This window comes from Clavibacter sp. AC415, from assembly GCF_979252985.1.
In genome coordinates this window covers 63,146-78,113 of sequence record NZ_CEEDAR010000008.1, presented here as the reverse complement: position 1 = coordinate 78,113, position 14,968 = coordinate 63,146, and the positions used below count along the sequence as shown (strand labels likewise).

8 protein-coding genes and 3 pseudogenes are annotated in these 14,968 nt (G+C 76.6%); 2 read left to right on the top strand and 9 right to left on the bottom strand.

Annotation, left to right across the window (positions count from 1 at the left end):
* The 5 genes and pseudogenes from ACZ411_RS02760 to ACZ411_RS02740 all read right to left on the bottom strand — a co-directional run.
* Positions 1–534 (bottom strand): transglutaminase-like domain-containing protein (locus tag ACZ411_RS02760; RefSeq protein WP_464168357.1); only part of this gene is annotated, 534 nt, incomplete at its 3' end.
* Between the two features lie 120 nt (positions 535–654).
* Positions 655–1,893, bottom strand: coding sequence for a hypothetical protein (locus tag ACZ411_RS02755; protein WP_464168355.1), 1,239 nt, complete (start codon positions 1,891–1,893; stop codon positions 655–657).
* Positions 1,894–2,535: 642 nt separating this feature from the next.
* On the bottom strand, positions 2,536–2,937 hold the full coding sequence (locus tag ACZ411_RS02750) for a DUF58 domain-containing protein (RefSeq protein ID WP_464168353.1): 402 nt from the start codon (positions 2,935–2,937) through the stop codon (positions 2,536–2,538).
* Between the two features lie 626 nt (positions 2,938–3,563).
* Positions 3,564–4,598, bottom strand: a pseudogene (locus ACZ411_RS02745) (AAA family ATPase).
* A gap of 58 nt (positions 4,599–4,656) precedes the next feature.
* On the bottom strand, positions 4,657–8,310 hold the full coding sequence (locus tag ACZ411_RS02740; protein WP_464168351.1) for an Ig-like domain-containing protein: 3,654 nt from the start codon (positions 8,308–8,310) through the stop codon (positions 4,657–4,659).
* 20 nt (positions 8,311–8,330) lie between these two features.
* On the opposite strand from ACZ411_RS02740, the gene ACZ411_RS02735 reads away from it, so the two are divergent.
* Positions 8,331–8,732 carry a hypothetical protein gene (locus ACZ411_RS02735; RefSeq protein WP_464168349.1) on the top strand — a complete coding sequence of 134 codons (402 nt, stop codon included), beginning with the start codon at positions 8,331–8,333 and terminating at the stop codon, positions 8,730–8,732.
* Here ACZ411_RS02735 and ACZ411_RS02730 read toward each other — a convergent pair.
* A complete protein-coding gene (locus ACZ411_RS02730) occupies positions 8,662–10,197 on the bottom strand; it encodes an Ig-like domain-containing protein (RefSeq protein WP_464168347.1) in 1,536 nt (511 codons plus the stop codon). The genes ACZ411_RS02735 and ACZ411_RS02730 overlap by 71 nt on opposite strands.
* A gap of 44 nt (positions 10,198–10,241) precedes the next feature.
* On the opposite strand from ACZ411_RS02730, the gene ACZ411_RS02725 reads away from it, so the two are divergent.
* Positions 10,242–10,538 carry a hypothetical protein gene (locus ACZ411_RS02725; RefSeq protein WP_464168345.1) on the top strand — a complete coding sequence of 99 codons (297 nt, stop codon included), beginning with the start codon at positions 10,242–10,244 and terminating at the stop codon, positions 10,536–10,538.
* Between the two features lie 165 nt (positions 10,539–10,703).
* On the opposite strand, the gene ACZ411_RS02720 is transcribed toward ACZ411_RS02725, so the two are convergent.
* From ACZ411_RS02720 to dapC, 3 genes and pseudogenes are all read right to left on the bottom strand, one after another.
* Complete coding sequence (locus tag ACZ411_RS02720) at positions 10,704–12,209, bottom strand: serine/threonine-protein kinase (protein ID WP_464168343.1); 1,506 nt, start codon at positions 12,207–12,209, stop codon at positions 10,704–10,706.
* 156 nt (positions 12,210–12,365) lie between these two features.
* Positions 12,366–13,690, bottom strand: a pseudogene (locus ACZ411_RS02715) (citrate synthase).
* Positions 13,691–13,850: 160 nt separating this feature from the next.
* Positions 13,851–14,964: pseudogene (gene dapC, locus ACZ411_RS02710) on the bottom strand (succinyldiaminopimelate transaminase).
* Positions 14,965–14,968: the final 4 nt, after the last annotated feature.

Below are 14,968 nucleotides of genomic sequence, written 5' to 3'. Positions count from 1 at the left end.
CTCCACGGGCGGCGGCAGCACGGTCTGGGGGCGGGCCACCTCGGTCGGCTCGTCGGGCAGGGCGTCGGGGACGTCACGGACGGGCGGGTTCGGATCCACCGCGACCCAGCCGGAGGACGCCGTGTCGACCTCGATCCACGCCGTGACGTCGGAGCCCGTGACGGCCACCGGCCCGCCGTCCGCGGCGCGCACGGCCTCCTCGCCCGGGGCGAACCCCATCACGACGCGCACAGGGAAGCCGCGCAGCTCGTCGGCCATCAGGGCCGCCGCGACCGCGTACTGCTCGGCGTCGCCCAGCATCGGGCGGGTGGTGAGGAGGTCGGCGATGCGCTCGGCGGAGTGGCCGGACCTGCTGAAGGGCGCGTCGCCCACCCCGTGGCTGACGTACCCGTCGGCGCGCAGGGCCGAGATCGCGGCGACGAGCTGCGCACCCGGCGAGGCCGACGTGCCGCCGGCCGCGTCGGCGCCGCCCGACGTGGCGCCGTCGGGCGCCGCGGTCGACGCCTGGACCTGCGCCTGGACCTCGTCCGGCACGCCCGTGGGCCAGCGGCGCGACCGCATCGCCCGGGCGCTCGTCGGCCAGCGACGCGAGCGGGGGCGTGGAGGCGACCACCGCCTCGATCTCGTAGGCGTCGCCCGCCGTGAGACCGCCGATCACCGCGCCGGTCGCCGTCGCGTCGTCGTAGTAGAACGAGTCGGCGAGGAGTGCGCCGTCGTCCCCCGCGAACCCGATGCGCTCGAGCCGCCCGGCACCCGGCAGCCAGACGCCGCGGTAGGCGCCGATGACGACGTCGAGCGTGACGTCGTCGCCGGCGACGCCGGCCTGGTCGAGCCGGTACGGCACGCGCGCGAACGTCCCCGAGGCCTGTCCGGTGCGGGACGCGTCGACGCTGCCGCGCGCGCCGCCCACGCCGTAGACGACGCCGTCGTAGGTGTCGAGCGCCGCGAGGCGCGCGCCGCGACCGCCCGCGGGCAGGCCGGAGACGCGGAACAGGGTGTCGTCGACGGCCGGGGCCTTCCAGTACGTGCGGAAGGAGCGACAGCGGGCTGAACCTGCTCCCGCGGGTCGAACGGCTGCTCGACGGTGGAGCGGAGGGCGGCGCGGGCTGACGTCGGGCCGGGGCGGCGGCGGTCGCCGCCACGCCCGCCACGAGCGCGACGGCGATGACCGCGGCCGCCGCGACCCCGGTGCGCGCCCCGGAGCGGCGCCGGTCGGCCGCGGACTCCAGGGGGATGCCCGACTGCCGGCCGAGACGGCGGACGGCGCGATGCCGGCGACGCCAGCGGCAGCGCGCGATCCACAGAAGCGCCGTCAGCGAGCCAGGCCAGGGACACGGGCACGAGGAGCCACGAGGCGTCGGGCGCGTCGGGACCCTGGCTGCGGTCCGGGCCCAGGGCGGCCGCGGCGACGAGGATCACGAGGGACGGGATCACGGCGAGCTCGGGCCGACGGGAGCGCAGCGCGACGGTGACGCCGACCACCGATCCCAGCAGGACGAGCGCGAACGCCGGCACGAGGAGGGCCTGGTAGTCGCCGACGGGGAGCGCGATGGTCAGCAGGCGCACGATCCCGAGGGACGCGCCCTCGACGAGCTCGCCGAGGCCCGCGAGCGTGGGCCGCCAGCCGTCGGCCGCGCCCGTCGGCACCGCGAGCGGCACCCCGAGCGCGAGGAACGCGACGAGGACCGCGCCCGCGACCACGGCGCTGCCCCAGCGGAGCCGGGCGCCGGCGATGGCGATGAGCGCGCCGACGGCCAGCGTGACGGCCGCCATCCGGACGAACGACGCGTCGCGGTACACGGGCCAGAAGGCGGCCGCGGCGAGGGCGGTGAGCAGGCCGATCGCGAGGACGGGGACGAGGGCGCGGCCCGGGTCGCGTGAGCCGGCCGGCACGCGGGCGCGGGCTCGGCCTGCGCCGGCACCGCCTCCGCGGACGCGCGCGGTCCCGCGGCGGGGCTCGGCGGGCGCGGCGACCGGACGCCGGCCGCCCGTCGGCGCGACCGGACGCGCCGGACGCGCTCACGTCGCGCCCTTCTGCAGGGCGACGCGCAGGACTCGTCGAGGTAGCCGATGGTGAGGACGGACAGCGCGCCGAGCCGCCGGAGGCCCGGCTCGACCTCGGGGTCGCACACGACCGCGACGACCTGCACGCCCGGGAGGGAAGCCGACGGCGGCCGAGCGGATCGCGGCGGGCGCGGCGCCGGTGCCGCAGACGAGGAACACGACGGAGACCCCCTGCCACCTCGTCGGCCGCGGCGCGCGCCAGCTCCCCGAGCGGGGCCGCGCGGTCGGACGCGCCGATCTCGGCCAGGTCGTCGAGGAGCCGCTCGCGCGTGACGGTCGCGAGGCGGCGCAGGCGCGTGGTGCGGGATCCGGGACCGGCCGAGCGGGCCGCCGTGCGGGCGAGGCCCGGCAGCGCGGGCAGCGTCGGCAGGCGGCGGGCGCGCACCCGGCCGGCGGCGCGGTCGGCGCTGGCGACGACCGAGACGGTGCGGGCCTCGACGATGGCGCGCGCGCCCAGGGACCCGACGACGCTCACCGCGGCGAGCTCGAACTCGGCATCGGCGGCGGCGGCGGTGGATCCGGCGACCTGCCCGGCCCCGCGGCCCGCGGCCACGGTGGTGCCGCCCGCCGGCAGCGCGGCGTCCCCCGCGGATCCCGTTCCTCCGCCGGCCCTCCGTCGCCGTAGTCGCCGGCGTTCAGCGAGAGCGCCACCATGATGTGGCTCCGCCGCGTCTCCTCGATCCGCCGCACCATGTGCACGCCGGTCTTCGCGGTGGAGCGCCAGTGGATGTGGCGCACCGCGTCGCCCGGCACGTACTTGTGCAGGTACTGGAACGACACGTCGCTGTCCGTGAGGTCGCGCGTGGCGCGGCCCTCGAGGTCGCGGACGAAGCCCGTGCTCGTGCTCGGCATCGCGATGGTGCGGGGGTGCACGCAGCAGCCGGGTCGCCGCCGCCGCCTCCGTCGACTCGCGGCGCACCAGCCCGATCGGGTCGCCGCGGACGATGCGGGCGGGGCCGAGCGCGATGACGCCGGCGCCGCGAGGTGGGGACCACGAAGACGTCCTCGTGGGAGTGCCCGTGGGCGAGCGAGGGCACGTGGATCTCGGCGAGCCCGGATCCGACCGGCACCTCGACGGTGAGCCCCACGGCCCGGCGGCGCAGCGGGTTCCGCACGGCGACGGTCGCGGGCGCGCGCTCGCCCGCGACCACGCGGTCGCGGGGCAGGCGCAGCGACACCTCCACGCCCGCGGAGCCGACGAGGTGCAGGAGCGCGACCACCCAGAGCGCCGCGGCGGTCCAGGCGATCCGCGACGAGCTCGCGCCAGCCCAGCGCGTATCCGGCCGCGCCCGCGGCGGCCCGCGACGACCGCGACGACCCGCCCGAGCGGCGTGACGACGGCGACCAGGCGCGACACGACGGACCGGCGCGGCGCCTCCTCGGCCGGCCGGCCGGCCTCCGGCGCGCCGCCGACGAGCGCGCCGTCGGCCGGGAGGGGGACACCGGCGGGGACGGGGCCGCCGGCGGGCGCGGGGACGCCGGGGGCGACCCGGCCGCGCTCATCCGACCGGCCGCGCGCCCGCGGCGCCGGCGCCGGCGCCGCCCGCGGACGGCGCCCCCGGGTGCCGGTCGCGCGGCGGCGCGGTCTCGATGAGGATCTGCGACAGCACGCTGGTGGGCGTCACCCCGTCGAACTCGGCCTCGGGATCCAGCAGCAGCCGATGCGCGAGCACGGGCTCGGCGAGCGCCTTCACGTCGTCCGGGACCACGTAGTGCCGGCCGTCGGCGGCGGCCCAGGTGCGCGACGCGCGCGGCGGCGCGAGGGCGCCGCGCGCACGCTCGCGCCGAGCCGCACCTCCGGCGCGGTGCGGGTCGCGTCGACGAGGCGGACGACGTAGTCGGCGACCGCGGGATCCACGTGCACGGTCTGCGCGCGCTCCTGCATCCGCCGCACGTCCGCCGCCGAGGCCACGGGCTCGAGGGTCACGTCGTGGGCGCTCACGGCCGAGCCCTGCAGGATCCGCAGCATCGACTCGTGGTCGGGGTACCCGATGGAGGTGCGCAGCAGGAAGCGGTCGAGCTGCGCCTCCGGCAGCGCGTACGTGCCCGCCTGCTCGACGGGGTTCTGCGTGGCGATGACCATGAACAGGGTCGCCCACGTCGTACAGGTGCGCCGTCGACCGTGACGCGGCCCTCCTCCATGACCTCGAGGAGCGCCGACTGCGTCTTCGGGCTCGCGCGGTTGATCTCGTCGGCCAGCACGATGCTGGCGAACACCGGACCGCGGTGGAACTCGAACTCGCCGGTGCGCTGGTCGTAGACGCTGACGCCCGTGATGTCGCCGGGCAGCACGTCGGGCGTGAACTGCACCCGGCTGTGGGTGCCGTCGACGGTCTGCGCCATGGCGCGCGCGCGAGCGAGGTCTTGCCCGTGCCCGGCACGTCCTCGAGGAGGAGGTGCCCGCCCGTGACCATGGCCGAGAACGCGAGCCGCACCACGTGCGACTTGCCGAGCAGCACCTGCTCGACGCTGCGCACGAGGCGCGCGAAGTCGTCCTGGAACGCGCGGGCGTCGTCGGCGGTCATCGTCGTCATGGGGCGTGCCTCTCGGGTGCGGCCGCCGTCTCCGGCGTGCGGGCCGCGGGTCCGGCCGTCATCCGCGGTGGGCGTACGTGTACAGGGTGCCCGAGTTCGCGGTCACGCGCACCTCGAGGATCCGCTCGCCGGTCGCGGGGATCGCGCAGGAGCCCGCGGCCCCGGACGACGCGTCGGTCCACGCCCCCTGGCCGCCGCAGCGCACCTCGCTGCGCGCGTAGCCGCCGCCGGCGCCGACCCGTGCGCCGGGGCCCGCGGCGGTCGGGGTGGACGTCCACGAGACGGTGGTGCCGCCCGCCGCGTCGGTCGCGAACTGCACGTCGCCCGCGCGGGCGTCCACGGCGGTGCCGGCGTCGACCGGGTCCGACCAGCCGCTCGAGCGCGGCCGGCCGTCGCCGCTGTCCTCGACGACGCGCACCTGGATGCTCGCGCCGACGCCCGTGCGCGGCAGCGTGAGGGCCTGCCCGACGCCGATCGGCACGCCGTCGCCCTGCCCGTCGACGCGGTACAGGAGCTGCGCGGAGGCCTGGGCGTTCCCGGGGCGGTAGCGCGCGTCGGCGAGGACGGCGCGGAAGACGCCCTCGCTCCCCCGGTCGCGGTCCGGCAGGGAGACGCTCACGACGGGCGTGGAGGGCGCGGTGCGCGGGGTGAGCTGGCCGGCCTCGACGACCGTGCAGCCCTGGCTGTTGGCCGCCAGCACGGCGAACGCGACCGGCTGGTCGGGGGCGAGGCCCGTGAACACGTGGCTGGTGGCGGTGCCGACGTCGACCGCGGGGCCGTGCTCGGGCGACCACGGCGACGCGCCCTCGGTGGCGACGGAGCAGCCGGGCGCGGAGCCCGGTGCGTACGCGGCCACGAGGTAGCGGATCCCGTCGACGCCCGGGCCCTGGAACGCGGGCCACGACACCGTGACGCGCGTCTCGTCGTCGGCGTCGGGGGTGGCGGTCGGCGTGCCGGTGGCGGTCGGCGCCGCGCGGGGCGTGCCCGTGGCGGTGGCGGCGAGCCACGCGGACGCGTCCTGCACCTGCGCGCTGTTGCGGGCCGCGACGGACACCGCGACCGGCACCTCGGGGACGAGGGACGGATCGCGGACCTCGACGCTCGTGGCATCGGCGGCGACCTGGCGCGTGACGCCGCCCACGCTCACCACGTGCTGCGTGACGGGGCTCGACGAGGACGGCACCGCGGCGGGCTGCCAGGAGACGCGCAGCCCGTCGACGAGCGGCTCGGTCGTCAGCCCGGCGGGCGCCGCCGGGAGGACGTCCGACCAGAGCCCGGCGAGCGACACGGGATCCGACGCCCCGACGCCGTTCACGGCCTGGACCTCCACCTCCACGGCGTCCGACGGGCCGTTGCCGGGCGTCGGGACCGTGCACGTGGTCGAGGGGCAGGTGATCGTCGCGGTCGCGGTCCCGCCGCGGAGGACGCGGACCTGGTACCCCGTGATGGGCGAGCCGTTGAAGGCACCCGGCTCGAACGCCACCGTGAGGGAGCGGTCGGCGAAGCCCGAGGCGCGGAGCGCCGACACGGGCCCCGGGCGATCCTGCACGCTGATGACGACCGTGCCGAACGCGGCCCGGCCCGGGTCGCCGGTGGCGTCGCGCACCTCGTACTGCACGCGGACGTCGCCCGGCGCGGCGTCCGCGGACGCCGAGACGGTGAGCGTCGCGCGGTCGGCGGAGGGCGTGACGGTGACGCCCTCCGGGAGGCTCGCGCCGTCGGCGCCGCGGATGGAGGCGACCGTCAGCGGGGTGCCCGGGAAGGGGTTCCCGGCCTGGTCGTTGGCGAGCACGTCGATGACGGTGGTGGATCCGCGCGTGACCGACCCGGTGTCCGTCGCGGGCTGCGGGAGCGGGCGCGTCGACGGCACGACCCGGAGGTCCACGCGGCCCGCCCGGCCCGTCTGCGTCGCGTCGCGGACGCTCACCGGGAACGACGCGGCGGCGCCCGTGGCGACGCCCTCCTCGGCCGAGATGCGCAGCGTGCCGCCGTCGACCGACGCGCGGAACCCGTCGGCGACCGCGCCCTCGAGCGCGAAGGACAGCTGGCCGCGGTCGTCCTGGTAGGGGTACGTGGTGAGGCGGCCGAGGTCGACGTCCTTCGACTGGCCGGGCTCCAGGTCGATGACGGCGCCCGTGAAGACGGGCGGCTGGTTCTCGGTGGGCGTCACGGTGATCGGCAGCACGAGCGCGGCGGTGCGCCCGCCGTCGGCGCCGGCGCCGGATCCGTCGGTCACCGTGAAGGAGATCGCCGCCGGCCCGAAGTACCCGGGCTCGCTCCGGTACGCGATGGTGTCCTCGTCCACGAGCTCGACCGGCCCGTCCGCGTGCGTGGCCGAGAGGGAGTTCGGGTCGGCGACGCGCACCGCGCGGCCCCCGGCCGCGACCACCTGGTCCGCGAGGTCGACCACGAGCCGCTCGCCGCTCGCGACGGTGGGCCGGGACTGGCCGACGCGGAGCTGCGGCAGCGTGTCCTCGAAGCCGGGCACCCAGATGAACGCGGTGGCGGAGATCGACGGGTCGTCCGGCTGCGCCACCGTGAACGGCACGATGCGGCGCTCGTCGCCGACCTCCACCCGGATGCGCCCGTCGGCGGTCACGCCCGCCACGTCCTCGTATTCCGCGCCGACGCCCAGCACGAGCGCCGACACGTCGCCCTCCGCGGAGAACACGCTGCGCATGACGTCGACGTCGACGCTCGACCGGTCGAGCACGTCGGAGAGCTGCAGCACGGTGTCGCGGGCGACGGGGCGCGTGGGCGGCGCGGCGGGATCCACGATCACGGTGAGGAACGCCTCGTCGGTGCCGCCGCGCGCGTTCCGCACCCCGTAGACGAAGCCGTAGCGGCCGGCGGCGTCGGGGGCGACGACGCGGACCGTGTCGCCGTCGAGCCCCGCGACGAGCCCCGCCTCCTGCAGCTGCACCGACACCAGGGAGAGCGCGCCGCCGTCGGGATCCGTGTCGTTCGCGAGCACCTGCACGCGGAGGACGCGGCCCGGGCGGACGGTCACGGTGTCGGCGGTGGCGACCGGGTTCCGCGCGCCCTCGACGCGCGGGCTGATGCCCACGCGGACGGTGCCGGTGGCGCGGGCGCCCAGCCCGTCGACCACGGCGTACGCGAACGCGTCGGTGCCGGTCGAGTAGTCGCCCGCCTGGTAGTCGATCCAGTCCGGCCCCACCTCCGTGACCTGGCCCTTCTCGGGCCCGGTGTCCTGTCCGAGCAGCCGCACGGAGTCGCCGTCGGGGTCGATGCCGGTGAGCGGCACGGGGATCCGCACGGTCTCCCCCGCGAGCACGCGCGCGGTGAGCGGGCGCGGCACGGGCGCGGCGTTGGTCGCGGCGTCGGCCTCGCGCACGGAGACGGTGAGGGTCGCGGTCGCCCACTGGCCGTCGGGCGCGACCGCGCGGTAGACGGCCGTGTAGTCGCCCGTGCGGTCGGGCGCGAGGTAGCGCAGGCGGTCCTCGCTCGCGAAGAGGAGGCCGGCGCCCTCGGGGAGCGGGTCGACGAGCACGGGGTCGAGGCGCAGCCGGTCGCCGTCGGGCTGCTCGTCGTTGGCGAGCACGGGGATGTCGACCGCGTCGCCGACGCGCACGGCCACGCGGTCGTCGGTCGCGACGGGCGGCTGGCGCACTGCGGGCTCGGGCACCTCGATGACGGTGATGACGCCGGTCGCCTCCGCGACGCCGTTGCTCACCCGGTACTCGACGTCCACCGGCCCGTCGAGCGGACGCCGTGAGGCTGATCCGCACGAGCCGCTGCCCGACGACCTCCGCGCGCACGCCCACGGCGTCGCCGGGCGAGGCCGTGTCGGTGATGACGAGCACGCCGCCGGCGGGGTCGAAGTCGGTCGCGAGCACGTCCACGTCCGTCGCCTGCAGCGCCCGCACGAAGACGGTGTGCGGCACGGTCACGGGACGGCCGTCGGACGCGGGCGCCCCGCGCACCTCGACGCGCACGACGCCGGTCGCGGTGGTCTGCCCGTCGGTGACCGTGTACTCCAGCAGGTGCGTGCCGGCCTGGCCGCCCTGGAGGCGGAAGGTCCCGGCCTCGAGGTCGGGCGTGATCACCACGCCGGCGCGCGCGGGCACGGCGGCCAGCCGGATCGCCCCGTTCCCGCCGCGTGCGGTGCCGTGAGCGGCTCGACGGTGATCTCGCGCCCGAGCTGCGCCTGCACGACGAAGCCCTCGGCGACGAGCGGCACGTCGTCGGCGCGGCGCACCGTGACGACGAGCTCGCCGGATCCCTCCTCGCGCCCGTCGGAGACCTGCAGCGCGACCGTGCGGGTGTCGCCGCCGGATCCCGCGTCCGTGTAGACGACGCGGCCCTCGGGCTTCCAGCTCACGGCGTCGGGCGCGGCGACGCTCGCGCGCGTCAGGTACATGGGGTCGCCGTCGGGGTCGTACCAGCCGCCCAGCACGTCCGTCTGCAGGCGCGCGCCCTCGGCGACCGTGCCGGTGGCGGGCTGCGCCTGCACGGGCGGGGCGTTCTCCTCGGCGGTGCGCACGGCGACGCGCACGTCGGCGCTGGCGGTGCCGCCGCGCCCGTCGCTGATCGCGTACGAGAACCGCACGGTGCCGGACGCGGAGGGGGCGAGCGCGAGCTGGAGGCCCTGGCCGTCGTCCACGATGTCGACCACGCCGACCTCCGCGTCGACGGGCGTCACGGAGTCGATCACGAGCACGTCGCCGTTCGGGTCGTGGTCGTTGAGGAGCACGGGCAGCGCGGTCGTGCGGCCGGGGCGCGCGCCCAGCTCGTCGTCGACGGCGACGGGCGGCTGCTGCACGCGGTCCGTCTCGGGCGGGGTGTCCGCGGTGTTCTGCTCCACGACGGTGTCGGAGCGGTCGCGGTCGATGAGGTCCGACCAGTTGTCGATGAGGCCCGCGCCCTGCTGGACCGCCCACGCCGCCCCGCCGCGCACGTCGTTGAGCACGACGCGCGCGCCGTCCACGAGGAAGCGGAGGGATGCCTGCGCGGGCATGGACGCGAGCGCCGCGGTGGTGCCGTCGGCGCCCGGGCAGCGCTCCCATCCCGAGCCGTCCGTCCAGCCCGCGTGCTCGCAGCCGTCGACGCGCACGGGCCGCGCGGGATCGCCACGGCCTCCGCCGGGCACGACGACGGGGTCGCCGCCCGCGACGGGCACCTCCACGAGCCCGCCCGTGTGCGCGACGAGCACGCCGGATCCGTCGACGGACGCGCGCTGCAGGGCGACGCGGGCATCCGCCGCGATGGAGCCCGCCAGGTCGACCGTGCGCCCGTCGACGAGCAGCGTCCGGGCATCGGCGTCGTAGAGGGCCCAGTGGCCGTCGACGGCCGTGAGCGCGAGCCGCTGCCCCGCGGGGCGACCGGCGTCGCCCGCGGCGACCGTCTCGCCCGCGAGCGCGGTGGCGGGATCGGCGGCCGGGTCGCCCGCGGCCTCCTCGGCCGCCGCGGGCGCGCCCACGCGGCCCACGTCCACGGTCTCCTGCACGGTGTCGTCCGTGGCGGCCGGGATGCGCGACAGCGTCCCCGTCGCCGCCGAGTAGACGAGCAGCGTCCCGTCGTCGCCCATCGAGGCGACCGCGTCGGCGCCGAGCATGAGCGTGGGGGCGCCGGCCGGCATCGAAGGCCGACAGCCCGGCGACGGGCACGAGCCACAGCTGGCCGGTGGCGGGCACGAGGATGGCGGCGCGGGATCCCGCGAGCATGACCTCGGCGCCCGCGGGCAGCGGCGCGGTGTCGACGACCTCGCTCGTCGCGTCGTCCACCACGTCGAGGCGGGAGCTCCCCCGGTCGGCGAGCAGCACCGTGGATCCCGACTGGAGCACGTCGATGTCCTCGCTGCGGGAGTCGACGACGCTGTCGAGCTCGAGCACGGAGGTGTTCGCGCGGCCGATGGCCTGCTGCGCGGAGTTCACGACCCACACGGAGCCGTCGTCGAGGTCCACGCGCTGCGCGTCGTAGCCGTCGCTGACGAGCGCGAACCCGGTGAGGAGGGCGAGCACGACGGCGCCGCCCGTGACGGTCGTCGCGGCCTGGCGGTGGCGGCGGATCCACTCGCGGATCATCGCGGCAGCTCCGCGCACTTCTCGGTCGACGCCTCCCCGGCGATGCCGTCGCGCGTGACCGTCACGCGGATGCACGCGCGGTCTCCCGCGCCGGCGGCGGCGGCGGCCACCCGGAAGGTGGTGTCGCGCTGCGTGCTCGGCAGCCCGCCGTCGCGGACCACCTGGTACGCGTCGTCGGCGCCGAGGCCGGGGTCGCGCCAGGAGAACAGGACGCCGTCGGCCGTGCCGGACGCCTGGATCTCGCCCACGACGGGGATGTCGCCGGGCGCCGTCCCCCGCCGGTCCCGCCGAGCAGCACCCCGACGAGCACGCTCGCGACGAGCGCGCCGGAGGCGGCCGCGATGAGCGCGATCCGGTGCCGTACGACGAAGCCGGGCCGGCCCGCGACGGCGTGCCGCCCGGGGACGGAGGCGCCCACGGGTCCGGATCCGGAGCGGCCGAGGCTGGTGGACACGGAGGCCGCCCGCACGGGGTCGGACGCGGAGGCCGTCGCCACGGCGCCGGATCGGGCGGCGGCGCCGGGCCGCGCCCCGGGGCCGGTCGCGCGGGCCGACGACGGGGCCGCCCTCCGCCGCGCGCGGCGCACGCCGGCTGTGCCGCCGGGGCCCGTCGTGCCGGGATCCACCTGCACGATGCCGCGCACGCGCGTGGGGTCGTCGTCCTCGTCGACGCCCGCGGCGACGGCGGACGCCCACTCCTCGCTCGCGACCTCGAGCGGCGTCTGCGCGAGCCGCAGCTCCGCCTCCACGGCCTGCAGCTCGCGCACGAACGCGAGCGCCGACTCGGGGCGCGCCGCCGGCTGCCGGGACATGGCGCGGCGGAGCACCAGCTCGAGCCGCTCCGGCACGTCGGCGCGGCCGGTCGGCAGCGGACGCGCCCGCTGGATCCGGGCCACGAGGTCCGCGGGGGCGTTCTGCCCGCCGGGCACCTCGAAGGGGCTCCGCCCGGCGAGCAGCGAGTACACCGTCGCGGCGAGCGACCACACCTCGCTCCGCACGGTGCCCGGGCTCTCGTCGGCCAGCACCTCGGGCGCCGACCACGGGATGGAGAGGCCCACCGCGTCGGTCGCGGCGGCGTCCTCGAGGGTCGACGCGATGCCGAAGTCGCTGAGCACCGGGTGGCCGAAGGCCGTGGTGAGGATGTTGGCGGGCTTGATGTCGCGGTGGAGCACGCCCGCGCGGTGGGCGGTCTCCACGGCGCTCGCGATGCGGATCCCGACGCGCAGCACCTCGGCGACGCCCAGCGGCTCGCGCCGGTACCGGTCGCTGAGGCTCGACGAGCACAGCTCCATGACGAGGTACGGGCGGCCGTCGGCGGCGACGCTCGCCTGGTGCACGGTGAGCACGGACGGGTGCGCGCTCAGCTGCGCCATGAGGTCGGCCTCGGCGCGGAACATGGCGCGGAGGCGGTCGGTCACGATCTCGGCGAGCATGACCTTCACGGCGACCTGGCGGCGCGGCATGTCCTGCTCGTAGAGGAAGACGTCGGCGAAGCCGCCGCTGCCGAGGACCGTCACGTACGTGAATCCCGGCAGCACCGGCGGGGACGACGGCAGGCGTCTGGCCATGGCCCCCTCTTCGGGTCGGGACCGACGGCAGGGGCTGTTGCGGGCGGCGGGTGGAACGCAGGTGTCCGATGAGTCTAGGTCGCCGATCCGCGCGGGTACACGGATCGGCGCCCTCCGGACGCCCCCTCTTCGGGAGCGCCCGTCGTGCGGGCGGGGCTAGTCGCGCGGGGGCAGGTCGCGCGCCGGCTGCCCGATGTAGAGCTGCTGCGGCGGCCGATCTTGGTGGCCTGGTCCTCGTTCATCTCGCGCCAGTGCGCGATCCAGCCGGGGAGCCGGCCGATGGTGAACAGCGCCGTGAACATGCGGGTGGGGAACCCCATCGCCTTGTAGATGACGCCCGTGTAGAAGTCGACGTTCGGGTACAGCTTCCGCTCGATGAAGTAGTCGTCCGCGAGGGCGACCGCCTCGAGCTCCTTGGCGATGTCGAGCAGCGGGTCCTGGATCCCGAGGGCCTCCAGCACCTCGTCGGCGCTCTCCTTCACGAGGCGGGCGCGCGGGTCGAAGTTCTTGTAGACGCGGTGCCCGAAGCCCATGAGGCGGACGCCGTCCTCCTTGTTCTTCACGCGCTCCACGTAGCGGTCGACGCCCTCGCCGGAGTCGCGGATGCGGCCGAGCATCGCGAGCACGGCCTCGTTCGCGCCGCCGTGCAGCGGGCCGAAGAGCGCGCCGATGCCCGCGGAGACGGAGGAGAACATGTTCGCCTCGGTTGATCCGACGAGCCGCACGGTCGACGTCGACGCGTTCTGCTCGTGGTCCTCGTGCAGGATCAGCAGCCGCTCGAGCGCGCGGCTGACCACGGGGTCCACCTCGTACGCTTCCGCGTTGTTGCCGAAGTTCAAGCGGAGGAAGTTGTCGACGAACGACAGCGAGTTGTCCGGGTAGAGGAACGCCTGGCCGATGCTCTTCTTGTGCGCGTACGCCGCGATGACCGGCAGCTTCGCGAGCAGGCGCAGGGTCGAGATCTCGACCTGCTCGGGGTCGTGGACGCTCAGCGAGTCCTCGTAGTAGGTGGAGAGCGCCGACACGGCGCTGGAGAGCACCGACATGGGGTGCGCGTTGGTGGGCAGGGCGCGGAACAGGCCCTTGAAGTCCTCGTGCAGGAGCGTGTGGCGGCGGATGTCGTCCTCGAACTTCGCGAGCTCGTCGGGGGTCGGCAGCTCGCCGTGGATGAGGAGCCAGGCCACCTCGAGGTAGCTCGAGTGGCGCGCGAGCTGCTCGATCGGGTAGCCGCGGTAGCGGAGGATCCCCTGCTCGCCGTCGATGTACGTGATCGCCGAGCGGGTCGACGCGGTGTTGACGAAGCCGTTGTCGAGGGTGGTGAGCCCGGTCTTCCGCGTGAGCGTCGAGATGTCGATGCTCGAGGCCCCGTCGACCGCGGGGAGGATGGGGAACTCCACCCGGCCGCCCGGATGCGTCAGCGTCGCGGTCGGCTCCTCCGCCGCCTGGGGCTTCTGGTCCGCCTGCTGCCCGCCATCGGTCACGGCGCCTCCTCGAGTCATGTGTCGGATCGGTCGGACCGATCCGCGCCGTGGGCGCTCATGGCGCCGTCGCGACGCCGGGTCCGAACCGACTACAGCCTAAAGGGCCGACCGGGACACTGTCGCCTCCGCCAGCATCCGGTGCGTTCCGTTGGAGGTCCTGCTACGCGGGAGGGGCGGAGCGGAGCCGCGCCGCCGCCGCCTCGATGCGCTCGTCCGTGGCCGTGAGGGACAGCCGCACGTGCTCGGGCGACGCGTCGCCGTAGAACGGGCCGGGGCCCGCGAGGATCCCGAGGTCGGCGAGCTCCGCGATGCCCTCCCAGGCGTCCCGGTCGCGCGTCGCCCAGAGGTACAGGCCCGCCTCGCTGCGGTCGATGCGCCACCCGGCGTCCACGAGCGCGGGCAGGAGCACCGCGCGGCGCGCGCGGTAGAGCTCGCGCTGCGCGCGCACGTGCGCGTCGTCGCCGAGCGCGACCGTCATCGCGTGCTGCAGCGGCGCGGGAGGGAGGAGCCCCGCGTGCTTGCGGACGCGGATCAGGCGGGCGATGAGCTCGCGGTCGCCCGCGACGAGCGCGGCGCGGTAGCCCGCGAGGTTCGACTGCTTGCTCAGCGAGTAGAGCGCGAGGACGCCCGAGTGGTCGTCGCCGACGACGCGCGCGTCGAGGATCGAGGGCGTCGGGCCCTCGGCCCACTCCCCCTCCCAGCCGAGCTCGGCGTAGCACTCGTCGCTCGCGATCACGGCGCCGAGCTCCCGCGCGCGGGCGACCGCGGCCCGCAGATCCGCGACGCCGAGCACGCGGCCGTCGGGGTTGCCGGGCGAGTTCCGGCCAGACCAGGCGGGTGCTCTCGGGCCAGTCGGCCGGGTCGTCGGCCGGGACGCTCTCCGCGCCCGCGAGAGCGGCGCCGATGGCGTAGGTGGGGTACGCGACCCGCGGGTGCACGACCACGTCGCCCTCGCCGAGGCCGAGCATGAACGGCAGCCAGGCCACCATCTCCTTCGACCCGATCGTCGGCAGGACCTGGTCGGTGCCGAGCGTCGCACCGCGGCGCCGCGCGCTCCAGGCGACCATCGCGTCGCGCAGCTCGGGCGTGCCGACCGTGGTCGGGTACGCGTGCGCGTCGGTCGCCCAGGCGAGCGCGTCGCGGATGAGCGTCGGCGTCGGGTCGACGGGCGAGCCGATGCTGAGGTCCACGATGCCGTCGGGGTGGCGCCCTGCCCTCTCGGCGTAGGGCGCCATCAGGTCCCAGGGGTAGTCGGGCAGCTCGCCGAGGGCCATGCGC

Coding starts and splice junctions, on each gene's coding strand:
- ACZ411_RS02730 (WP_464168347.1), bottom strand. CDS start 10,197: ATGCCGGCCGGCGCCCCCACGCTCATGCTCGGCGCCGACGCGGTCGCC.
- ACZ411_RS02720 (WP_464168343.1), bottom strand. CDS start 12,209: ATGGCCAGACGCCTGCCGTCGTCCCCGCCGGTGCTGCCGGGATTCACG.